The sequence below is a fragment of the Streptococcus sp. 53 genome (assembly GCF_013276565.1).
Classification (GTDB): Bacteria; Bacillota; Bacilli; order Lactobacillales; family Streptococcaceae; genus Streptococcus.
Genome location: NZ_VMLG01000004.1, coordinates 144,728 through 167,536, shown reverse-complemented (window position 1 = coordinate 167,536; position 22,809 = coordinate 144,728). Strand labels below are relative to the sequence as shown.

The 22,809-nt window shown below is 40.3% G+C and carries 20 protein-coding genes; 13 read left to right on the top strand and 7 right to left on the bottom strand.

Annotation, left to right across the window (positions count from 1 at the left end; genetic code table 11):
- The first annotated feature begins 11 nt into the window (after nt 1-11).
- The 5 genes from HT722_RS01410 to HT722_RS01390 are packed head-to-tail and all read left to right on the top strand — an operon-like array spanning nt 12 to nt 4,873.
- Nucleotides 12-791 (top strand): PTS mannose/fructose/sorbose/N-acetylgalactosamine transporter subunit IIC, encoded by a 780-nt coding sequence (locus tag HT722_RS01410; protein ID WP_173277089.1) that lies wholly within the window; start codon nt 12-14, stop codon nt 789-791.
- Nucleotides 778-1,596 carry a PTS system mannose/fructose/sorbose family transporter subunit IID gene (locus HT722_RS01405; RefSeq protein ID WP_000148013.1) on the top strand — a complete coding sequence of 273 codons (819 nt, stop codon included), beginning with the start codon at nt 778-780 and terminating at the stop codon, nt 1,594-1,596. The genes HT722_RS01410 and HT722_RS01405 overlap by 14 nt, the downstream gene beginning before the upstream one ends.
- Nucleotides 1,596-1,889, top strand: a complete 294-nt coding sequence (locus tag HT722_RS01400) for a preprotein translocase subunit YajC (protein WP_000381737.1) — start codon at nt 1,596-1,598, stop codon at nt 1,887-1,889. Before HT722_RS01405 ends, HT722_RS01400 begins: the two co-directional genes overlap by 1 nt.
- 21 nt (nt 1,890-1,910) lie before the next feature.
- The gene (locus HT722_RS01395) at nt 1,911-3,812 is read left to right on the top strand and encodes an alginate lyase family protein (RefSeq protein ID WP_173226252.1); all 1,902 of its coding nucleotides are present in this window, start codon (nt 1,911-1,913) and stop codon (nt 3,810-3,812) included.
- Nucleotides 3,813-3,871: 59 nt separating this feature from the next.
- Entirely contained in the window at nt 3,872-4,873 is a 1,002-nt protein-coding gene (locus tag HT722_RS01390) for a LacI family DNA-binding transcriptional regulator (protein WP_000412459.1), read from the top strand.
- Between the two features lie 270 nt (nt 4,874-5,143).
- Here the strand turns inward: HT722_RS01390 and HT722_RS01385 are convergent, their stop codons facing one another.
- Genes HT722_RS01385 through HT722_RS01365 form a run of 5 tightly spaced genes read right to left on the bottom strand, consistent with a single transcriptional unit; the run spans nt 5,144 to nt 7,091 of the window.
- Entirely contained in the window at nt 5,144-5,722 is a 579-nt protein-coding gene (locus HT722_RS01385; protein ID WP_049513578.1) for a DUF3278 domain-containing protein, read from the bottom strand.
- 12 nt (nt 5,723-5,734) lie between these two features.
- A complete protein-coding gene (locus HT722_RS01380) occupies nt 5,735-6,076 on the bottom strand; it encodes a hypothetical protein (protein WP_049513576.1) in 342 nt (113 codons plus the stop codon).
- A 9-nt stretch (nt 6,077-6,085) separates the two neighbouring features.
- Nucleotides 6,086-6,328 carry a hypothetical protein gene (locus tag HT722_RS01375; protein WP_000711735.1) on the bottom strand — a complete coding sequence of 81 codons (243 nt, stop codon included), beginning with the start codon at nt 6,326-6,328 and terminating at the stop codon, nt 6,086-6,088.
- Nucleotides 6,329-6,338: 10 nt separating this feature from the next.
- Nucleotides 6,339-6,881, bottom strand: a complete 543-nt coding sequence (locus tag HT722_RS01370) for a DUF3278 domain-containing protein (protein WP_173277088.1) — start codon at nt 6,879-6,881, stop codon at nt 6,339-6,341.
- Nucleotides 6,882-6,896: 15 nt separating this feature from the next.
- Nucleotides 6,897-7,091 carry a helix-turn-helix transcriptional regulator gene (locus tag HT722_RS01365; protein WP_173277087.1) on the bottom strand — a complete coding sequence of 65 codons (195 nt, stop codon included), beginning with the start codon at nt 7,089-7,091 and terminating at the stop codon, nt 6,897-6,899.
- A 165-nt stretch (nt 7,092-7,256) separates the two neighbouring features.
- Between HT722_RS01365 and rsmH the strand changes: the two genes are divergently transcribed.
- The 5 genes from rsmH (at nt 7,257) to HT722_RS01340 (ending at nt 14,419) form a co-directional block, all read left to right on the top strand.
- Complete coding sequence (gene rsmH, locus HT722_RS01360) at nt 7,257-8,207, top strand: 16S rRNA (cytosine(1402)-N(4))-methyltransferase RsmH (RefSeq protein ID WP_173277086.1); 951 nt, start codon at nt 7,257-7,259, stop codon at nt 8,205-8,207.
- Between the two features lie 11 nt (nt 8,208-8,218).
- Nucleotides 8,219-8,536, top strand: coding sequence for a cell division protein FtsL (ftsL, locus tag HT722_RS01355; RefSeq protein WP_000840840.1), 318 nt, complete (start codon nt 8,219-8,221; stop codon nt 8,534-8,536).
- A 3-nt stretch (nt 8,537-8,539) separates the two neighbouring features.
- Nucleotides 8,540-10,792 (top strand): penicillin-binding protein 2X, encoded by a 2,253-nt coding sequence (pbp2X, locus tag HT722_RS01350; RefSeq protein WP_173277085.1) that lies wholly within the window; start codon nt 8,540-8,542, stop codon nt 10,790-10,792.
- Between the two features lies 1 nt (nt 10,793).
- Nucleotides 10,794-11,774, top strand: a complete 981-nt coding sequence (gene mraY / locus HT722_RS01345) for a phospho-N-acetylmuramoyl-pentapeptide-transferase (protein ID WP_173277084.1) — start codon at nt 10,794-10,796, stop codon at nt 11,772-11,774.
- A 539-nt stretch (nt 11,775-12,313) separates the two neighbouring features.
- A complete protein-coding gene (locus tag HT722_RS01340) occupies nt 12,314-14,419 on the top strand; it encodes an ATP-dependent Clp protease ATP-binding subunit (RefSeq protein WP_173277083.1) in 2,106 nt (701 codons plus the stop codon).
- 61 nt (nt 14,420-14,480) lie between these two features.
- Here HT722_RS01340 and HT722_RS01335 read toward each other — a convergent pair whose 3' ends face one another.
- Both HT722_RS01335 and HT722_RS01330 read right to left on the bottom strand, forming a co-directional pair.
- Nucleotides 14,481-14,963 (bottom strand): S-ribosylhomocysteine lyase, encoded by a 483-nt coding sequence (locus HT722_RS01335; protein ID WP_000032547.1) that lies wholly within the window; start codon nt 14,961-14,963, stop codon nt 14,481-14,483.
- 94 nt (nt 14,964-15,057) lie between these two features.
- Nucleotides 15,058-16,542, bottom strand: a complete 1,485-nt coding sequence (locus HT722_RS01330) for a DUF1846 domain-containing protein (protein ID WP_173277082.1) — start codon at nt 16,540-16,542, stop codon at nt 15,058-15,060.
- A gap of 152 nt (nt 16,543-16,694) precedes the next feature.
- Here HT722_RS01330 and HT722_RS01325 point away from each other — a divergent pair, with 152 nt between their 5' ends.
- The 3 genes from HT722_RS01325 (at nt 16,695) to HT722_RS01315 (ending at nt 22,727) form a co-directional block, all read left to right on the top strand.
- The gene (locus HT722_RS01325) at nt 16,695-18,305 is read left to right on the top strand and encodes an alpha-glucosidase (protein ID WP_173277081.1); all 1,611 of its coding nucleotides are present in this window, start codon (nt 16,695-16,697) and stop codon (nt 18,303-18,305) included.
- A gap of 269 nt (nt 18,306-18,574) precedes the next feature.
- Nucleotides 18,575-20,542, top strand: coding sequence for a peptide ABC transporter substrate-binding protein (locus HT722_RS01320; RefSeq protein WP_050116693.1), 1,968 nt, complete (start codon nt 18,575-18,577; stop codon nt 20,540-20,542).
- A 226-nt stretch (nt 20,543-20,768) separates the two neighbouring features.
- Entirely contained in the window at nt 20,769-22,727 is a 1,959-nt protein-coding gene (locus tag HT722_RS01315; RefSeq protein ID WP_173277080.1) for a peptide ABC transporter substrate-binding protein, read from the top strand.
- The last annotated feature ends 82 nt before the right edge of the window (nt 22,728-22,809 follow it).

Below are 22,809 nucleotides of genomic sequence, written 5' to 3'. Positions count from 1 at the left end.
AGGAGATCGTTATGTCGATTAATGTATTTCAAGCGATTTTAATTGGATTATGGACAGCTTTCTGTTTTAGTGGAATGCTGTTAGGAATTTACACCAATAGATGTATTGTTCTGTCATTTGGTGTCGGAATTATTCTAGGTGATTTGCCTACTGCTCTTGCAATGGGAGCTATTGGTGAATTGGCTTATATGGGATTCGGTGTTGGTGCTGGAGGTACTGTTCCACCAAACCCAATCGGACCTGGTATCTTTGGTACCTTGATGGCTATCACTAGTGCTGGTAAAGTCAGTCCAGAAGCGGCTCTTGCCCTCTCTACTCCGATTGCTGTGGCGATTCAATTCTTACAAACTTTCTCCTACACTGTACGTGCTGGTGCGCCTGAAACGGCGATGAAGCACTTGAAAAACCATAATTTGAAGAAATTCAAGTTCACTCTAAATGCAACAATTTGGTTGTTTGCCTTTATTGGATTTACCTTGGGTTGCTTGGGTGCCCTTTCAATGGATACCTTGTTGAAACTCGTAGACTACATTCCACCGGTATTGCTTACAGGTTTGACAGTTGCTGGTAAAATGCTCCCAGCTATCGGTTTTGCGATGATCTTGTCAGTGATGGCTAAGAAAGAGTTGATTCCCTTTGTCTTGTTGGGATATGTTTGTGCAGCTTATCTAAACATCCCAACAATTGGTATTGCAATTGTAGGTACTATCTTTGCTTTGATTGAATTTTATAACAAGCCAAAAACAGCGAATCATGTGGTAGAGGAGGAAGCACACGATGACTGGATCTAACAAATTAACAAAACGTGATTATCTTAAAACGTCTTTGCGGGCATTCTTTTGTCAAAATGGATTTAACTATAGTAACTATCAAGGGTTGGGATATGCCAATGTGATGTATCCTGCTTTGAAAAAACACTATGGAGAGGATCAGGAAGGTTTCTACCAAGCCTTGGAAGAAAACTGTGAATTCTATAATACCAACCCACACTTCCTGCCTTTTATTACCAGCTTGCATCTTGTAATGTTGGAAAATGGCCGTCCGGCAAAAGAAACACGTAGTATCAAGATGGCCTTAATGGGACCGTTGGCAGGTATTGGGGATTCTCTTTCACAATTCTGTTTAGCCCCATTGTTCTCAACGATTGCAGCTTCATTTGCTCAAGAAGGCCTGGTTGTCGGTCCAATCTTGTTCTTCCTAGCGATGAATACGATTTTGACAGCGATTAAATTGTCAACTGGTCTGTATGGATACAAACTAGGAACGACTGTGATTGATAAACTAAGTGAGCAGATGGCAACGATTTCTCGTATTGCCAATATTATTGGTGTAACCGTAATTGCTGGTTTGGCAGCGACATCTGTTAAGATTATGGTGCCGATCACCTTTGCTGCAGGGGAAGTTAAAGCAGACGCTAAACAAAGTATCGTAAGTATTCAGGGAATGCTTGATAAGGTTGCTCCAGCTCTTCTACCAGCCCTATTTACACTTTTAGTTTACTACTTGATCAAAGAAAAGAAATGGACAACATATAAACTCGTTATTTTAACAGTTATCATCGGAATTATCGGAAGCTGGCTTAAGATTCTAGCTTAATGGATACAACATTGTTTTATGGAATAGTGATTGTCTTGGCAGTGAGTCCCCTTTTACTGTCAAGCTTTCATTCTATTCGTCAGCAAAAGTTGCTTCGCAAACAGATGGAGCAACGACAAGAGTATTTAGCTTCTTTAACATCTGGTGATGAAGTGTTGTTATTGTCTGGAATTCATGGAAAAATCATTTCTATCAAAGATGACTTGGTCTCCTTGCAGATTGCAAAAGGTGTGGTCATCTATGTAGAAAAGGAAAGTGTAATGGGAAAGACAAAAGAACTGCTTTTTAAGTAGTTCTTTTTCTGGTAATAGATAATGAAAGAAGAAAGAAGACAATTTTTTGAAAGAATTGATGGGGACCAATATCGTGATTATATCTTGTCCCACTGTTCAAAAGACTATGAGAAAGTCAAGAGTTCCCTTGAGCGCTTGATGGACAATCGTTTTATGTTTGATAGTCCTTGGGATATGGAACCTTGTTCAAAAATCCATCAAATCCAGCCGATGGTGTGGAATCAAGTATTTGAAGATGATCCAGAATGGGCTTATATGCTCAATCGACAAGAATATCTCTTGCAGTTTATGATAGGGTACCTGGTAGAAGGAGATAAGGGCTATATCCAAAAGTGCAAGTTCTTTCTATTTGACTGGATTGAGCAGGTGAGAGAATTTCGTCCTCAATCTTTGATGACTAGAACCTTGGATACGGGTATTCGTTCCTTTACTTGGTTGAAACTACTCTTGCTCCTCTTGAAATTTGACTTGCTAGAGGAGGAAGAACTAGAGAAAATTTTGGTCAGTCTAGAAAAGCAGATTGACTTTATGAAAAGCCATTATCGCGCCAAGTACACCCTTAGTAACTGGGGGATTTTACAAACGATTCCGATACTTGCAACCTATCATTTCTTTTCAGATAAGATGGACCTAGAAGAAGCTTACCATTTTGCTTCAAAGGAGTTGAAACAGCAGATCGAGACGCAGATTTTAGAGGATGGAAGTCAGTTTGAACAGTCGATTCTCTATCATGTAGAGGTTTATAAAGCCTTGCTGGACTTGTGTCTCTTGCTTCCGGACTTGCAAGATAGCTTTCAAGAGCTGCTGGAAAAGATGGCGACTTACATTCAAATGATGACAGGTCTAGATGGACGGACCTTGGCTTTTGGTGATAGCGATTCTACAGAAACGACAGAGATTTTGAGCCTGTCTGCTATGGTTTTGAACAAGGAAGACCTTCTTAACGGTCTGGATGTTAAAGTCGATTTACTTAGCCTCCTGTTCCTGGGGCGAGAAAAGGTCAAGCGACTGCAGGAATTTGAAAAGAGAGCTTGGCAGCCTAAGTTCAGGAGCTTTGAAGATTCTGGGCATGTTTGCATTAAGGATGAACATCGTTATCTATTTTTTAAAAACGGTCCGCTGGGAAGTGCCCATAGCCATAGTGACGAGAATAGTTTTTGCTTACAGTATCAAGGCCAACCGATTTTCATAGATACTGGGCGTTATTCTTATCGGGAGGTAGATGAACGTTATCTCTTAAAGAGTGCTTGGAGTCATTCGACCTGTATAGTAGATGGGAAAGCTCCAGAAAGGATCGTGGGATCCTGGGAATATGAATACTATCCTCACTCCCTGTTTTGTCACCACAAAGAAAGAGAGGGAGTGCATTATATTGAGGGGGCGTATTTGTCAGCAGAACCTGATTTGCCTTATCTTCACAGGAGAAAAATCCTCATGTTGGCAGAGGATGTATGGCTCTTGGTAGATGATATCAGGTGTCAAGGTCAGCATGAGGCGTTGACTCAGTTTATCCTTGACAAGGATGTGACCTATCAAGATGGGAAAATCAATCAGTTGAAACTATGGAGTGAAGTTGATTTTGATTTGGAAGCTACGATCATTTCTCCTAAATACAACGAGCTTGAAAAAAGTAGCAAACTCATCAAACACCAATTCTTTGAGAATCAGATGCTGGATTATACAATCATTGCGCATGAGAGTTTTGAAATCATCCGTCATTCTGTCTACCAGACAGATGGTCATCAAGTAGAAAATGCTCTGGCTTTTGAAGTGAAAAATGACGAAACAGACAAGCTGATTCTGTTATTAAGCGAGGATATTTGTGTAGGTGAAAAATTATGCCTCGTTGACGGAACAAAAATGCGTGGAAAATGTCTAGTATATGATAAAATAAATGAGAGAATGATTCGCTTGCAGTGCTAGAAATAGACGTTTTGAATAGTGAATATGTTATAATGGGTATTAGTAGGAGGTGTTTTAGATTGGAGAAGAAACTGACCATAAAAGATATTGCAGAAATGGCTCAGACCTCGAAAACAACCGTGTCATTTTACCTAAACGGGAAATATGAAAAAATGTCCCAAGAGACACGTGAAAAGATTAAAAAAGTTATTCATGAAACAAATTACAAACCGAGCATTGTTGCGCGTAGCTTAAACTCCAAACGAACAAAATTAATTGGTGTTTTGATTGGTGATATTACCAACAGTTTCTCAACCCAAATTGTTAAGGGAATTGAGGATATCGCCAGCCAGAATGGCTACCAGGTAATGATAGGAAATAGTAACTACAGCCAAGAGAGTGAGGACAGGTATATTGAAAGCATGCTTCTCTTGGGAGTAGACGGCTTTATTATTCAGCCGACCTCTAATTTCCGAAAATATTCTCGTATCATCGATGAGAAAAAGAAGAAAATGGTCTTTTTTGATAGTCGGCTCTATGAACACCGGACTAGCTGGGTCAAAACCAATAACTATGATGCCGTTTATGATATGACCCAGTCCTGTATCGAAAAAGGTTATGAGCATTTTCTCTTGATTACAGCGGATACGAGTCGTTTGAGTACTCGGATTGAGCGGGCAAGTGGTTTTGTGGATGCTTTAACAGATGCTAATATGCGCCACGCTAGGCTAACCATTGAAGATAAGCATACGAATTTGGAACAAATTAAGGAATTTTTACAAAAAGAAATCAATCCCGATGAAAAAACTCTGGTATTTGTTCCTAACTGTTGGGCCCTACCTCCAGTCTTTACCGTTATCAAAGAGTTGAATTATAACTTGCCACAAGTTGGGTTGATTGGTTTTGACAATACGGAGTGGACTTGCTTTTCTTCTCCAAGTGTTTCGACGTTGGTTCAGCCCGCCTTTGAAGAAGGACAACAGGCTACAAAGATTTTGATTGACCAGATTGAAGGCCTCAATCAAGAAGAAAGGCAACAAGTCTTGGATTGTAGTGTGAGTTGGAAAGAGTCGACTTTCTAAGATGAAAGGGAAATAACTGGCAACCTCTGTTAAGAAATAAAATAATCCCATCTAGCATGAGCTGGATGGGATTATTTGTCTATAAAATGAGAAATTATGGGAGTAATCTCCTAAATCAACTGTTTTTGATTTACTTCTTTAACTACTTGATAAAAGTTATAGAAGTAGACCAAACTTGAGATGATGGTTACGACTAGGAATATTGGAAATTTCCATTGGATGGGGTTTCTTGATTGTCTTGATTTAAGACTGAAAAATCGTATAGTGTAGTCATTGATTGCTTTTCTCCTTCTGTTTGGTATTTTTAGGAGTCTTCTCCTCTTGTAGTGATAGAAATCCGTAGGTCAGGGTTCCAAAAATGCTGCCGATAATCAGGCCATACATCAGGAAAGGAACACTTTTATCGAATTGCACGAGCAACTTTCCAAAATCTGAAAGGGACATCTGCTGAACGAAGACTTTATGAAAGATGAGTAGGGTAAAGAGGCCAATCTGAAGACCGATAAACACAACCCAGCTTCGAAATTTGATTTGGGCTTTGCTGTAGGTTTTGAGGATGATTTCTGACTTGTCATCTTTTTCCAGATGGAGTTCTTTGACGGCTCTCTGAGTTTTTAAAGTAATGAAAAAAATGAGTCCAGAGTAAACGTAGGGCATGGCATAGCGAACGACCTCTATGAAGCGTCCAAATAATAGATAAAACAAGAAGAGAAAGAAGGAAGAATAAACGATTTGGACCATGGAACGGGCACAAGCCTTATAGATAATTTCTTGCCGGCATTCATCAAAAGGACCCTGAATGTGAAAGAGATTTCGAAGTAGGCGAATGGTTAAGTCTTCTTTTTTCATGCTAGTAACCTCCTAAATGAGCGGTTTTTGATTGACTTCTTTAACGAGTTGATAGAGATAATAAAGATAAGTGATAGAAGAAATGCTAGCGATAGTCAGCAGTAAATAATAATTCCAATTGCCTGAGACGAGCATTAGTTGTGGAAAAGATAGAATCATAAAGTATAGTGCTAAGTTAAGTGTGCGCGTTTTTGGGGAGTCAATCTTTAGATAAGTCAGTCCTTTATTAAGCCCTGGAAAAAAGACTAGCACGAGGAATATCTCTCTGATTGGCAAGTCCCCTGAAATGATGATGAAGATGAGCAGAGAACTGAACAAAAGATGATAGGTAAGTAAAGTTAGTAATGATTTCATAGGTACCTCCTAATCCTGGTCTTTTTTAGCTCTTGCAATACGAAGTGAGTCGACAATATGTATCATCACTCCGAAAAAGAAAGCTCCCAGTATAGTTTTAAAAATATGTTTTGTATTTAGAAGAGAACTGATAAAATTTGGATTTTCACTTGTTAGGGTATCAATGGGTGGAATTATAAAAAATATTATTGTTCCATAAATCGAACCTGCTTTCAGACCAGGATAACGTAACTGTTTCTTTTCTTTTTTCATGAGTTTCCTCCTAATCCTCATCTTGATTTTTCTTAGTTTTTGCAATGCGACGGGAGATGATAATTTGTATAATCACTCCGAAGAAGAAAGACTGGAGAATACTTGAAAAAATATTTTTAAAAGCGAGAAGTGACTGAAGATAGTCCTGACTCTCACCTAGCAGTATATGGAGAAGAGGGGTTGTAAAAAAACTCATTAATCCATAGACTATCCCAGCTTTCAGACCTGGGTAGTGCAGTTGCTTGCTTTCTTTCTCACTTAGCATATCTGGATCAATAGCTGTAATCCCTGTTTTTTTCATTTGGTAGGTGACATAGCCAGCAGCGATGAGGGCAATCACTAAAATCAGAGGAGGATAGATTAGAGCCACTTCTTGAGGATATTTATAGGCCAGAAGGAGTGGAATAAGATTTCCGAAAATCATCAGATAAAAGAGGAAGATAAAGACTTGATTGCCGATACGATCAGCCTCGCGTCGTTTGTATTCGTCAAGTGGATCAGAAATACCGTATGTACGTTTGATTAGTTTTTCAGTGAAGGTTTCTTTTTTCATGAGTTGGCTCCTTTTTTAAAAATTATCCTCCCAAAAGAGACTGTTGAGGTCAGTTTGGAGGCTACGGGCGAGATTGAGACAGAGTTCCAGGGTTGGATTGTACTTGTTGTTTTCAATCATATTGATGGTTTGTCTCGAGACACCGATATCCTTGGCGAGTTCGAGCTGGGAAATGCCCAGTTCCTTGCGAAATTCTTTCACACGATTCATCTGGTCTCCTTTCTGATTTATGTCGTATATATTTGACTATATTATAGTCTTTTAAACATAAAGTGTCAAGTATTTTTGACATATTTTTTGAAGAAATAGTAGCGCTCTTGTCTGATTTGTCTGACTAGTGCAAGCTGGTCGGATTTGTGGTAAAATAGATAAGATATGACAAAAGAATTTCATCATGTAACGGTCTTACTCCACGAAACGATTGATATGCTTGACGTAAAACCTGACGGTATCTACGTTGATGCGACTTTGGGTGGAGCAGGCCATAGCGAATATTTATTAAGTAAATTAAGTGAAAAGGGCCATCTCTATGCCTTTGACCAGGATCAGAATGCCATTGACAATGCGCAACAACGCTTGGCACCTTACATTGAAAAGGGAATGGTGACCTTTATCAAGGATAATTTCCGTCATTTGCAGGCACGTTTGCGTGAAGCTGGTGTTCAGGAAATTGATGGGATTTGTTATGACTTGGGAGTGTCTAGTCCTCAATTGGACCAGCGTGAGCGTGGTTTTTCTTATAAAAAGGATGCGCCACTGGACATGCGGATGAATCAGGAAGCTAGTCTGACAGCCTATGAAGTGGTGAACCACTATGACTATCATGACTTGGTTCGTATTTTCTTCAAGTATGGTGAGGATAAATTCTCTAAACAGATTGCGCGTAAGATTGAACAAGCGCGTGAAGTGAAGCCGATTGAGACAACGACTGAGTTAGCAGAGATTATCAAGTCGGCTAAGCCTGCCAAGGAGCTCAAGAAGAAGGGTCACCCTGCCAAGCAGATTTTCCAAGCTATTCGAATTGAAGTTAACGATGAGCTGGGGGCGGCAGATGAGTCCATCCAGCAGGCTATGGATATGTTGGCTCTGGATGGTAGAATTTCAGTGATTACCTTCCATTCGCTAGAAGACCGCTTGACTAAGCAGTTATTCAAGGAAGCTTCAACAGTGGAAGTTCCCAAAGGCTTGCCCTTCATCCCAGATGATCTCAAGCCCAAGATGGAATTGGTATCCCGCAAGCCAATCTTGCCAAGTGCAGAAGAATTAGAAGCCAATAACCGCTCGCACTCAGCTAAGTTGCGCGTGGCCAGAAAAATTCACAAGTAAGAGGGAAAAAGATGGCAGAAAGAATGGAAAAAACAGGTCAAATACTACAGATGCAACTTAAACGGTTTTCGCGTGTGGAAAAAGCTTTTTACTTTTCCATTGCTGTGACCACTCTTATTGTAGCCATTAGTATTATTTTTATGCAGACCAAGCTCTTGCAAGTGCAGAATGATTTGACAAAAATCAATGCGCAGATAGAGGAAAAGAAGACCGAATTGGACGATGCCAAGCAAGAGGTCAATGAACTATTACGTGCAGAACGTTTGAAAGAAATTGCCAATTCACACGATTTGCAATTAAACAATGAAAATATTCGAATAGCGGAGTAAGATATGAAGTGGACAAAAAGAGTAATCCGTTATGCGACGAAAAATCGGAAATCGCCGGCTGAAAACAGACGCAGAGTTGGAAAAAGTCTGAGTTTATTATCTGTCTTTGTTTTTGCCGTTTTTTTAGTCAATTTTGCGGTCATTATTGGGACGGGCACTCGCTTTGGAACAGATTTAGCGAAGGAAGCTAAGAAGGTTCATCAAACCACCCGTACAGTTCCTGCCAAACGTGGGACTATTTATGACCGAAATGGAGTCCCGATTGCTGAGGATGCGACATCTTATAATGTCTATGCGGTCATTGATGAGAACTATAAGTCAGCAACGGGTAAGATTCTCTACGTAGAAAAAACACAATTTAACAAGGTGGCAGAGGTCTTTCATAAGTATCTGGACATGGAAGAATCCTATGTAAGAGAGCAACTCTCGCAACCTAATCTCAAGCAAGTTTCCTTTGGTTCGAAGGGCAATGGGATTACCTATGCCAATATGATGGCTATCAAAAAAGAGTTGGAAACTGCAGAGGTCAAGGGGATTGATTTTACAACCAGTCCCAATCGTAGTTACCCAAACGGACAATTTGCTTCTAGTTTTATCGGACTAGCTCAGCTCCATGAAAATGAAGATGGCAGCAAGAGCTTGCTGGGAACCTCTGGAATGGAGAGTTCCTTGAACAGTATTCTTGCAGGGACAGACGGCATTATTACCTATGAAAAGGATCGTCTGGGAAATATTGTCCCAGGTACTGAGCAAGTTTCCCAACAAACGGTGGATGGTAAGGATGTTTACACAACCATTTCCAGCCCCCTCCAGTCCTTTATGGAAACCCAGATGGATGCTTTTCAAGAGAAGGTAAAAGGAAAGTACATGACAGCGACTTTGGTCAGTGCTAAAACGGGAGAGATACTGGCAACGACACAACGACCGACCTTTGATGCAGATACAAAAGAAGGCATTACAGAGGACTTTGTTTGGCGTGATATCCTTTACCAGAGTAACTATGAGCCAGGTTCCACTATGAAAGTGATGATGTTGGCTGCTGCTATTGATAATAATACCTTTCCAGGAGGAGAAGTCTTCAATAGTAGTGAGTTAAAAATTGCAGATGCCACGATTCGAGATTGGGACGTTAATGATGGTTTGACGACTGGTGGGATGATGACTTTCTTACAAGGTTTCGCTCACTCCAGTAATGTTGGAATGAGTCTACTTGAACAAAAAATGGGAGATGCTACTTGGTTGGATTATCTAAACCGCTTTAAATTTGGGGTGCCGACGCGTTTTGGTCTGACTGATGAGTACACAGGTCAATTGCCTGCAGATAATATTGTCAATATTGCCATGAGTGCATTTGGTCAGGGGATTTCTGTAACGCAGACTCAGATGCTACGTGCTTTTACAGCCATTGCCAATGATGGTGTTATGTTAGAGCCGAAATTTATTACGGCCTTGTATGATCCAAATGATCAAACCGTTCGTAAATCTCAAAAAGAAATTGTAGGGAATCCTGTTTCTAAGGATGCGGCAAGTCAAACTCGGACTCACATGGTCTTAGTAGGAACAGATCCTAGATATGGAACTATGTATAACCATAGTACAGGCAAAGCAACCGTTAATGTCCCAGGTCAAAATGTAGCCCTCAAGTCTGGTACGGCTCAAATCGCTGACGAAAAAAATGGAGGCTACTTGGTTGGCTCTACCAACTACATTTTCTCGGTTGTGGCTATGAACCCTGCTGAAAATCCTGACTTTATCTTGTATGTAACAGTTCAACAACCTGAACATTATTCAGGTATCCAGTTAGGGGAATTTGCCAATCCAATCTTGGAGCGGGCTTCAGCTATGAAAGAATCTCTCAATCTTCAATCTCCTGCTAAGAATTTAGATCAAGTGACGACAGAGTCTTCTTATGCAATGCCTAGCATCAAGGATATTTCACCTGGTGATTTGGCGGAAGCCTTACGCCGAAATATTGTGCAACCAATCGTTGTTGGTACTGGAACAAAAATTAAAGAGTCTTCTGTAGAAGAAGGAAAAAATCTTACACCAAACCAACAAGTTCTCCTTTTATCTGATAAGGTAGAGGAAATTCCAGACATGTATGGTTGGAAAAAAGAGACTGCTGAGACCTTTGCCAAATGGTTAGATATTAAATTGGAATTTGAAGGTTCAGGTTCCGTTGTTCAGAAGCAAGATGTTCGGACCAATACAGCTATCAAAAACATTAAAAAAATTACATTAACTTTAGGAGACTAATATGTTTATTTCCATCAGTGCTGGAATTGTGACATTTTTACTAACTTTAGTAGGAATTCCGGCCTTTATCCAATTTTATAGAAAGGCGCAAATTACAGGCCAGCAGATGCATGAAGATGTCAAACAACACCAGGCAAAAGCTGGCACGCCTACAATGGGCGGTTTGGTTTTCTTAATTACTTCTGTTTTGGTTGCTTTCTTTTTTGCCCTATTTAGTAGCCAATTCAGCAATAATGTAGGAATGATTTTGTTTATTTTGGTCTTGTATGGCTTGGTTGGTTTTTTAGATGACTTTCTCAAGGTCTTCCGCAAAATCAATGAAGGTCTCAATCCTAAGCAAAAATTGGCTCTTCAGCTTTTAGGTGGAGTTATCTTCTACCTTTTCTATGAGCGTGGGGGCGATATCCTGTCTGTATTTGGTTATCCAGTTCATTTGGGATTTTTCTATATTGTCTTCGCTCTTTTCTGGCTAGTCGGTTTTTCAAACGCAGTCAACTTGACAGATGGCATTGACGGTCTAGCTAGTATTTCAGTGGTAATTAGTTTGTCAGCCTATGGCGTTATTGCCTATGTGCAAGGTCAGATGGATATCCTTCTAGTGATTCTTGCCATGATTGGTGGTTTGCTTGGTTTCTTCGTCTTTAACCACAAGCCTGCCAAGGTCTTTATGGGGGATGTGGGAAGTTTGGCTCTTGGTGGAATGTTGGCAGCTATCTCTATGGCCCTCCACCAAGAATGGACTCTCTTGATTATCGGAATTGTTTATGTCTTTGAAACAACTTCGGTCATGATGCAAGTCGGCTATTTCAAAATGACTGGTGGTAAACGTATTTTTCGTATGACACCTGTCCATCACCATTTTGAGCTTGGAGGATTGTCTGGTAAAGGAAATCCTTGGAGCGAGTGGAAGGTTGATTTCTTCTTTTGGGGAGTGGGACTTCTAGCAAGTCTTTTGACCCTAGCAATTTTATATTTGATGTAAGAATGGCACCCTGATGTTTCAGGGTGTTTTTGCTGTTTAAAAAACATTGGTCAATCAAAGTCAAATATCTTGACCTTTTCTGACTAATGTAGTATATTATGAACGTAAGGTAAATGAAAGCCTTACTAGAACACTTATGCTCAATGAAAATCAAAGAGCAAACTAAGAAGTGCTCAAAACACTGTTTTGAGGTTACAGATAGAACTGACGTGGTTTGAAGAGATTTTTGAAGAGTATAAAAAATATTGGTCAATTAAAGTTAAAATACTTGACCTTTTCTGACTAATGTAGTATATTATGAACGTAAGGTAAATGAAAGCCTTACTAGAACACTTATTTAAAGTAAAATAGAAAGAGGTGGGGTCTATGTTTAATCTAGAAATCTTCAGAAGTAAAGATAGTCTACTCCTGCTTGAAAAAGAAAAACCAGAAATAGTACGTAGAGTAGCGATTTAGCTAGTCTAAATTTTTTAAAACAAAGGTCAAAGATAGTCAATATCAGTAATAATAACGAAGAAATACAAAAAGAGGTAAAGAATATGAATAACAACTTTAATAATTTTAATAACATGGATGATTTATTTAACCAATTGATGGGTGGTATGCGAGGATACAGTTCTGAAAATCGCCGTTACTTGATTAATGGACGTGAAGTCACACCTGAGGAATTTGCTCATTATCGTGCAACTGGTCAACTGCCAGGAAATGCAGAGACTGATGGACAAATGCCACAACATACGTCAGGTATGAAACAAGACGGTGTCCTTGCTAAACTAGGTCGAAACTTGACAGCAGAAGCTCGCGAGGGCAAGTTGGATCCTGTTATCGGACGAAACAAGGAAATTCAAGAAACATCTGAAATCCTCTCACGTCGTACCAAGAACAATCCTGTTTTGGTCGGAGATGCAGGTGTTGGTAAGACAGCAGTTGTCGAAGGCTTAGCGCAAGCCATTGTGAACGGCGATGTCCCAGCTGCTATCAAGAATAAGGAAATTATTTCAATTGACATCTCTGGTCTTGAGGCTGGTACTCAATACCGTGGTAGTTTTGAAGAAAACGTTCAAAACCTAGTCAATGAAGTGAAAGAAGCAGGGAATATTATTCTCTTCTTTGATGAAATTCACCAAATCCTCGGTGCAGGTAGCACTGGTGGAGACAGTGGTTCTAAAGGGCTTGCGGATATTCTCAAGCCAGCTCTCTCTCGTGGAGAATTGACAGTGATTGGGGCAACGACTCAAGATGAATACCGTAACACCATCTTGAAGAATGCAGCTCTTGCTCGTCGTTTCAACGAAGTCAAGGTCAATGCTCCTTCAGCAGAGGATACATATAAAATCCTTCAAGGAATTCGTGATCTCTATCAACAACACCACAATGTCATCTTGCCAGATGAAGTCTTGAAAGCAGCAGTGGATTATTCTGTACAATACATTCCTCAACGTAGCTTGCCAGATAAGGCTATTGACCTTGTGGATGTAACGGCAGCACACTTGGCAGCCCAACATCCTGTAACAGATGTTCATGCTGTTGAACGTGAAATTGAAGCGGAAAAAGACAAGCAAGAAAAAGCAGTTGAGGCAGAAGATTTTGAAGCAGCTCTAAACTATAAAACACGCATCGCAGAACTGGAAAAGAAAATCGAAAACCATACAGAAGATATGAAGGTGACTGCAAGTATCAACGATGTGGCTGAATCTGTAGAACGAATGACCGGTATTCCAGTGTCACAAATGGGAGCGTCAGACATCGAACGTCTGAAAGATATGGCTCATCGCTTGCAAGACAAGGTGATCGGCCAAGACAAGGCAGTTGAAGCTGTAGCTCGTGCTATCCGACGTAACCGTGCTGGTTTTGATGAAGGTAACCGTCCAATCGGTAGCTTCCTCTTTGTAGGTCCAACTGGAGTTGGTAAGACTGAACTTGCTAAACAATTGGCTCTTGATATGTTCGGAACGAAAGATGCTATCATCCGTTTGGATATGTCTGAATACAGCGACCGCACAGCCGTATCTAAATTGATTGGTACAACTGCAGGTTATGTTGGTTACGATGACAACAACAATACCTTGACAGAACGCGTCCGTCGCAATCCATACTCAATCGTCCTTCTCGACGAAATTGAAAAGGCTGATCCTCAAGTGATCACTCTTCTCCTCCAAGTCCTAGATGATGGTCGTTTGACAGATGGTCAGGGAAATACAGTAAACTTTAAAAACACTGTCATTATTGCGACCTCAAATGCTGGATTTGGCTATGAAGCCAACTTGACAGAAGATGCGGACAAACCAGAATTGATGGATCGTTTGAAACCATTCTTCCGTCCAGAATTCCTTAACCGCTTCAACGCAGTTATCGAGTTCTCGCACTTGACTAAGGAAGACCTTTCTAAGATTGTGGACTTGATGTTGGCTGAAGTCAACCAAACCTTGGCTAAGAAAGACATTGATTTGGTAGTCAGTCAAGCGGCTAAGGATTATATTACAGAAGAAGGCTATGATGAAGTCATGGGTGTTCGTCCGCTCCGTCGCGTGGTTGAACAAGAAATTCGTGATAAGGTGACAGACTTCCATTTGGATCACCTAGATGCCAAACACCTAGAAGCAGATATGGAAGATGGCATTTTGGTTATTCGTGAAAAAGCCTAAGAGAAAATTTTGAGAATAAAAAGAAGGAACCAGCTGAAAAAAACTGGTTCCTTTTTTGTGTTTAAATCACATGACGCTCAAAGGCATCGTCTGAAATTCCTTGTTCAAGGATGAGTTTTGCCCATTCTTTAGCAGAAAAGAGGCTGTGATCCTTGTAGTTACCGCAAGATTCAATGGTTGTTCCAGGAACATCTTCCCAAGTAGTGGTTTCAGCGATTTCCTTAAGCGAATCCTTGATAACAGCTGCAATCTCGGCGCTGGTATGGCGCCCCCACATAATCATGTGGAAGCCTGTGCGACAACCAAATGGTGAGCAGTCAATCATGCCGTCAATGCGGGTACGGATGAGTTTGGCTAAGAGGTGTTCGATAGTGTGAAGGCCAGCGGTAGGAATCGAGTCTTCATTTGGCTGTACCAAGCGAATATCATAATTGGAGATGATGTCTCCTTTTGGCCCTGTTTCTTCCCCAATCAAGCGAACATAGGGTGCTTTAACAATGGTGTGGTCAAGTTCAAAACTTTCAACAATAACTTCTTTTGACATGGTAAATCCTTTCAGTTTTCTCTTTTCATTATAACATAAAGCCGGCTCTTGAGACAGAGAGAAAACCTCTCCGAGGGTAGAGAGGTTGAAATCGTTATTTACGATACAAGCGGTCGTATTGGTAGTAAGGGTCAAAGGTTACATTGATACCCAATTTGCGAAGGACATTCTTGTCTTCATCAGTCAAGATGATGGTTGAGTGGGCTTCGCTTCCTTTGAGGTTGCCAAGTTCTTCCATAGCACGAGCAGCATCAGGATTTTCTGTAGCTGTGATAGCCAGTGCAATCAGGATTTCATTTGAATGCAGGCGTGGATTGCGGCTACCCAGATGATCGATTTTTAGACCTTGGATCGGTTTGACGACTTCAGGTTCGATGAGTTTTACTTCCTTGTCAATGTTAGCTGATTTCTTGATAGCGTTGATCAAGGTAGCGGCTGTAGGGCCAAAGAGTTCGGAGTTCTTACCTGTGACGATTTCCCCATTTGGCAATTCAAGGGCTAGGGCTGGTCCGCCAGTTTCTTCTGCTTTTTGACGGGCAACGACAGCAACCTTACGGTCTGCAGGTGTGATGCCGAGGTCGTTCATAAGCAACTCAATTTTCTTGACAGCAGATTCGCCCACTTTTTCGGCTTTGAAATCAAGGACAGTCTGATAGTAGCGACGGATGATTTCTTGTTTAGAAGCTTCGATAGCCGCTTCATTGTCTGTAATAGCAAAACCAACCATGTTGACACCCATGTCTGTTGGAGAAGCGTATGGAGACTCTCCTAGAATGCGTTCCAACATGCGTTTGAGTACTGGGAAAATCTCGATATCACGGTTGTAGTTGACAGTGGTTTCTCCATAGGTTTGAAGATGGAAAGGGTCAATCATGTTGACATCATCAAGGTCAGCTGTGGCAGCCTCGTAGGCCAAATTAACTGGATGATGAAGGGGGAGGTTCCAAACTGGGAAGGTTTCAAATTTAGCGTAGCCAGACTTGATACCATTGATTTGGTCGTGGTACATATTGGACATACAGGTTGCCAATTTTCCAGAACCAGGTCCAGGAGCAGTTACGACAATCAAGTTGCGACTGGTTTTGATGTAGTCGTTTTTCCCCATACCTTCTGGAGAAATGATGTGATCCATATCTGTTGGGTATCCTTTGATTGGATAATGAAGATAAGAATCAATTCCGTTTTTCTCGAGTTGGTTGCGGAAGGCATCCGCAGCTGGTTGGCCAGCGTATTGTGTAATGACCACGGAGCCAACAAAAATCCCTAATTCATTGAATTTGTCAATCAAACGAAGAACTTCTTGGTCATAAGAAATGCCCAAGTCACCACGTGCTTTGGAATGTTCGATATTGCTAGCGTTAATGGCGATCACAACCTCAACTTGCTCTTTCAACTCTTGTAAGAGCTTGATTTTGTTGTCAGGCTCATAACCAGGAAGGACACGAGCGGCGTGGAAATCTTCTAACATTTTACCGCCGAACTCTAAGTAGAGCTTGCCGTCAAATTGGTTAATGCGCTCCAAAATGTGGTCGCGTTGTAGATTCAAATATTGTTCAGAACTAAAAGCTTGTTTTTTCATTTTTTTACCTCTGACCTCTATTATATAAAAAAAATGAGAGTTAGGAAACTACGGAGCTAAAAAAGAAATCAAAAAGATTAGGCAAACGCTTGCACAAAAATCTAAAAAGCGCTATCATAGACTGTAGATTATTAAAATAATGAGGTAAGAAGATGCAAGAAAAATGGTGGCACAATGCCGTAGTCTATCAAGTATATCCTAAGAGTTTTATGGATAGTAATGGAGATGGAATTGGTGATTTGCCAGGAATTACTAGTAAGTTAGACTATCTAGCCAAGTTAGGGATTACAGCGATTTGGCTGTCTCCTGTTTATGCCAGCCCTATGGATGATAATGGTTATGATATTGCTGATTATCAAGCGATTGCAGCTATTTTCGGGACCATGGAGGATATGGATCAACTGATCGCAGAAGCTAAGAAACGTGATATCCGTATCATCATGGACTTGGTGGTCAATCATACCTCAGATGAACATGCTTGGTTTGTCGAGGCCTGTGAAAATTCTGATAGCCCTGAGCGAGACTACTATATCTGGCGGGACGAACCCAATGATTTGGAGTCTATCTTTAGTGGTTCTGCTTGGGAATACGATGAAAAGTCGGGTCAATACTATCTTCACTTTTTCAGTAAGAAACAGCCAGATCTCAACTGGGAAAATGAAAAACTTCGCCAGAAAATTTATGAAATGATGAACTTCTGGATTGATAAAGGGATTGGCGGCTTCCGCATGGATGTTATTGACATGATTGGGAAAATTCCTGACGAGAAAGTAGTCAATAATGGTCCGATGCTCCATCCCTATCTCAAGGAAATGAATCAGGCGACCTTTGGAGATAAGGATCTCTTGACAGTAGGGGAGACCTGGGGAGCAACGCCAGAGATTGCCAAGCTCTACTCAGATCCAAAGGGACAAGAATTGTCTATGGTCTTCCAGTTCGAACACATCGGTCTTCAGTATCAGGAGGGTCAGCCTAAATGGCACTATCAAAAAGAACTGAATATTACTAAGTTAAAAGAGATTTTCAACAAATGGCAGACAGAGTTAGGAGTTGAGGAGGGCTGGAATTCCCTCTTCTGGAATAATCATGACCTCCCTCGTATCGTCTCAATCTGGGGAAATGACCAAGAATACCGAGAAAAATCTGCCAAAGCCTTTGCAATCTTGCTTCATCTCATGAGAGGGACTCCTTATATCTATCAAGGTGAGGAAATTGGGATGACAAATTATCCGTTTGAAACGCTAGATCAAGTAGAAGATATTGAATCTCTTAACTATGCGCGTGAGGCTCTTGAAAAAGGCGTTCCGATAGAAGAAATCATGGACAGTATCCGTGTCATTGGACGTGACAATGCCCGTACCCCTATGCAATGGGACGAGAGCAAAAACGCTGGATTCTCAACTGCTCAACCTTGGTTGGCAGTCAATCCAAACTATCAAAAAATCAACGTTCAAGAAGCGCTGGCAAATCCAGATTCTATTTTCTATACCTATCAGAAACTGGTTCAAATCCGTAAGGAAAACAGTTGGCTGATTCGAGCTGACTTTGAATTGCTTGATACGGCTGACAAGGTCTTCGCCTATATCCGTAAAGATGGGGACCATCGTTTCCTAGTCGTAGCTAACTTGTCCAATGAAGAACAAGACTTGACCGTAGAAGGAAACGTCAAATCTGTCTTGATTGAAAACACCGTGGCTCAAGAAGTCTTTGAAAAACAAATCTTGGCTCCATGGGATGCTTTCTGTGTGGAATTGACTGACTAAAATGAGAGAGATTGGGCAAAAACTCGACTTCAGGAGAAAATGAAGTAAATCTTTCCACAATAAAATGCATAGTACCAAGTTTTTTCAAGACCTGATATTATGCGTTTTTTGTTTTAAAGACTTTTTTCCCAGCCTCTTTTTGCTAAAAGTTGTGTAAAAACTCTTTTAAAAACATTTGTTAGAATTTTCTAACAAATTCTACAAGAAGTCTTGCATTTATAAAAAAATAGGGTATAATAGTGAAAATACTATTTTGAAGGAGATTATTTATGCAATCGAAAAAGTGGCTCATAGGAGCAGGAGTGACCTTGAGTACAGCCATTCTTTTAACAGCTTGTGGGAAAAGTGAAAAAAATGCAGATGCTCCCAAAACATTCTCTTATGTTTATGCAGTTGATCCATCATCCTTGGATTATAGCCTTACAAGTAAAAGTTCAACTTCTGACGTAATAGGTAATGTCGTCGACGGTCTTTTAGAAAATGATAAATATGGGAATCTCATTCCTTCTCTAGCAGAGGATTGGTCAGTTTCTAAAGATGGCTTGACTTATACTTACAAACTACGTAAAGGTGTGAAGTGGTATACTTCTGAAGGAGAGGAGTATGCGGAAGTCAAAGCTCAGGATTTTGTTACAGGTCTGAAACATGCAGCAGATGGAAAGTCTGATGGTCTTTCTTTGGTCGAGAAATCTATCAAAGGATTGGAGGCTTATGTTAGTGGTGAGACAAACGATTTCTCAACTGTAGGTGTGAAGGCTCTTGACGATTATACGGTAGAATATACCCTTAATAACCCGGAAAGTTTTTGGAACTCTAAAGTAACCACAGCAACCATGCTTCCTGTAAATGAAGAATTTTTGAATGCAACAGGCAAGGATTACGGAGCGCCAACTCCATCAAGTATTCTTTACAATGGCCCATATTTTTTGAAATCTTTGATTTCTAAATCTGTGATTGAATATGAAAAAAATCCTAACTATTGGGATAAGGATAATGTCAAAATTGATAATGTTAAATTGACATTCTATGATGGTTCAGATCAAGAATCCTTAATTCGTAGCTTTACACAAGGTGCCTATACCACTGCACGTCTTTTTCCAGCAAGCTCAAACTTTGAGTCAACTAAGAAAGAGTACGGAGATAAGATTGTCTATAGTCCACAAGAGGCAACAAGCTACTACCTCACTGTGAATGTAAACCGCCAGTCTTACAATAAAACAGCTAAAACAGATGAGTCACAAAAAACATCAACAAAAGAAGCTCTTCTCAATAAGAACTTCCGTCAGGCTCTTAATTTTGCATTTAATCGCCACGCCTATACAGCTCAATTAAACGGTGAAGAGGGTGCGGATAAGATTATTCGTAATAGTCTAGTGCCAGATAATTACGTTCAAGTAGCTGGGAAGACCTTCGGACAGTTGGCTCAGGATGAACTACTGAAATATGGAGAACAGTGGAAAGATGTGACTCTCACAGATGGTAAGGATACAATTTACAATCCAACAAAGGCTAAATCTGCATTTGAAAAAGCGAAGTCAGAATTGCAAGCTAAGGGAGTGAGTTTCCCGATTCATTTGGATGTGCCTGTTGAGCAAACTGATGTAGTTGCGGTTCAACAAACCAATTCGCTAAAACAATCAATTGAAGAAACGCTTGGAACGGAGAATGTCATTATAGATGTTCTTCAAATGACAGATAATGAGAAGGAAAGTATTACTTCTCAAGCTAAAGTTCCAACCCAAAAAGATTATGATTTGAACGGAACAGGTTGGGGACCAGATTACCAAGATCCAGCAACCTATCTCAATATTTTAGATGCTAAGAAGGGTTCTGCCTTGAAACATCTAGGTATAACAAAGGGCAAGGATCCTGAAGTTGTGGCGAAAGTTGGCTTGGATGAATACAAGAAGCTCTTGGATGATGCGGCTTCTGAGACAAGTAATCTTGATAAACGATACGAAAAGTATGCCAAAGCACAGGCTTGGGTTACTGATAGTTCACTTCTTATTCCAGTTGCTTCTTCAGGGGGCTCTCCTATGGTTAGTCGTACTGTTCCATTTACCAAAGCTTATTCACAGGTCGGTATTAAGGGGGATCCATTTATTTTTAAAGGAATGGAACTTCAAAATGATATTGTGACAACTAAAGAGTATGATGCGGCCTTCAAAAAGTGGCAAAAGGAAAAACTGGAATCGAATGCTCAGTATCAAAAGGATTTAGAAAAGCACATAAAATAACGTGAATGAGAATCTTGCTTTCGTTAGGTTATCAGTTAATTCATTGATATTTAAATGATAAATCGCATAAAAACAAGGGAGGACTGTATGAAAGGCAGAAATCCTTTGTTTTTTTATAACCAAGATTTATAAACTTTCATTCTCAAAATTCAATTAACTTTACAAATTCCCACTATTTTGGTAAAATAAACATATGTTATAAAAACTAACATAAAGGAGAAAGAAGATGAAGACAAAAAAGCGTGTCCTTAGTGCAGGTCTGACTTTTGCGGCTGCCTTGCTTTTAACTGCTTGCGGACAATCAGGTTCAGATACAAAAACTTACTCATCAACCTTTAGTGGAAACCCAACTACTTTTAACTACCTGTTAGACTACTACGCTGATAATACAGCTATTATTACTAACCTAGTTGATGGTTTGCTTGAAAATGATAACCATGGAAACCTAGTTCCATCTTTGGCAGAAGACTGGTCTGTTTCAAGCGACGGTCTGACTTATACCTACAAACTGAGAAAAGATGCCAAATGGTTCACGGCTGACGGTGAAGAGTACGCTCCAGTCAAGGCACAAGATTTTGTGACAGGGATCAAGTATGCAGTGGACAATAAATCACAGGCCATTGACTTGATTCAAAACTCGATCAAGGGCTTGAATGATTATATTACAGGAGCGGATTCTGATTTCTCTAAGGTTGGGGTGAAGGCTATTGACGACCAGACTGTTGAGTATACTTTGGTACGCCCAGAACCTTACTGGAATTCAAAAACAACCAACAGTATTCTTTTCCCAGTGAATGAAGAGTTTTTAAACTCAAAAGGGAAAGATTTTGGGACCCTATCTCCAGATAGTATTCTCTACAGCGGACCTTATTTGTTAAAAGATTTCACATCAAAATCATCGATCGAGTATGTGAAAAATCCGCATTACTATGATCATGACAAAGTATCGATTGAACATGTCAAGTTGGCTTATTTTGATGGCTCAGACCAAGAATTGACCATCCGTAACTTTGAAAGTGGAGCTTATTCAATCGCTGGGGTTTATCCAAATAGTTCAAACTTTGCTAAGACTAAGGAGAAATATAAGGATAATATCGTCTATAGCTTGCAGGACAAGACTTCTTGGTACTTCAATTTCAACGTCAACCGTAAGGCTTACAGCCATACGTCTAAAACGACAGATGAGCAGAAGAAGTCAACTGAGACAGCTGTCTTGAACAAGAACTTCCGCCAAGCAGTGAACTTTGCCTTGGACCGCACAGCCTATTCTGCCCAGTCAAATGGGGAAGAGGCAGCTAGCAAGACCCTTCGTAACACCTTGGTGCCTCCTACATTTGTCCAAGTTGGAGACAAGACTTTTGGAGAAGTAGTTGCTTCTAAATTGGTCAACTATGGCACAGAATGGTCAGGTATAAACTTGGCAGATGCTCAGGATGCCTATTTCAACAAAGAAAAAGCTCAAGCAAAATTTGCGGAAGCTAAAAAAGAATTGGCAAGTCAAGGTGTGACTTTCCCTATTCACTTGGATGTGGCTGTTGATCAGACAAGTAAAAATGCTGTGACAGGCATGAACTCAGTTAAGCAGACCCTTGAGTCAGTTTTGGGTTCTGATAACATTGTCATTGACGTTCAGCAACTTTCAACAGATGATTTTAATAATGTAGCCTTCTTAGCGCCAACAGCAGCTGATCGTGACTACGATTTGAACTTTGATGGTTGGGTAGGTGACTATCAGGATCCATCAACTTATCTCAATCCTTTCAATGCAGAGGATGGATTCTACCTCAAGATTTTTGGACTAGATGCCAAGGAAGATAAGGAAAAAATCACTAGCCTAGGTCTGGACACCTATACTAAGATGCTCAAAGATGCAGATAGTGAAAATAAAAATGTAGCCAAACGCTATGAAAAATATGCTGAAGCACAGGCTTGGATGATTGACAACTCTCTGATTATGTCAGCTATGTCAAGTGGTGGCACAGCATCTGTAACAAAAGTAACGCCATTTACAAGAGGGTATTCATTGGTTGGTATCAAGGGTGATGGCAATAACTATAAGTACATGAAACTGCAAAAAGACACTGTGACGACCAAACAGTTTGAAGAAGCTAAGACCAAATGGGAGCAAGAAAGCAAAAAAGCAATCGAAAAAGCCCAAAAAGAAGCAGAAAAACATGTTAAATAGTTAGAAATAGCCTTTTCAAGCAAAATCATAAAGACAAACATCAGTTTTGGTGCTTGTCTTTTTAAATCACTCGGCTATCGAA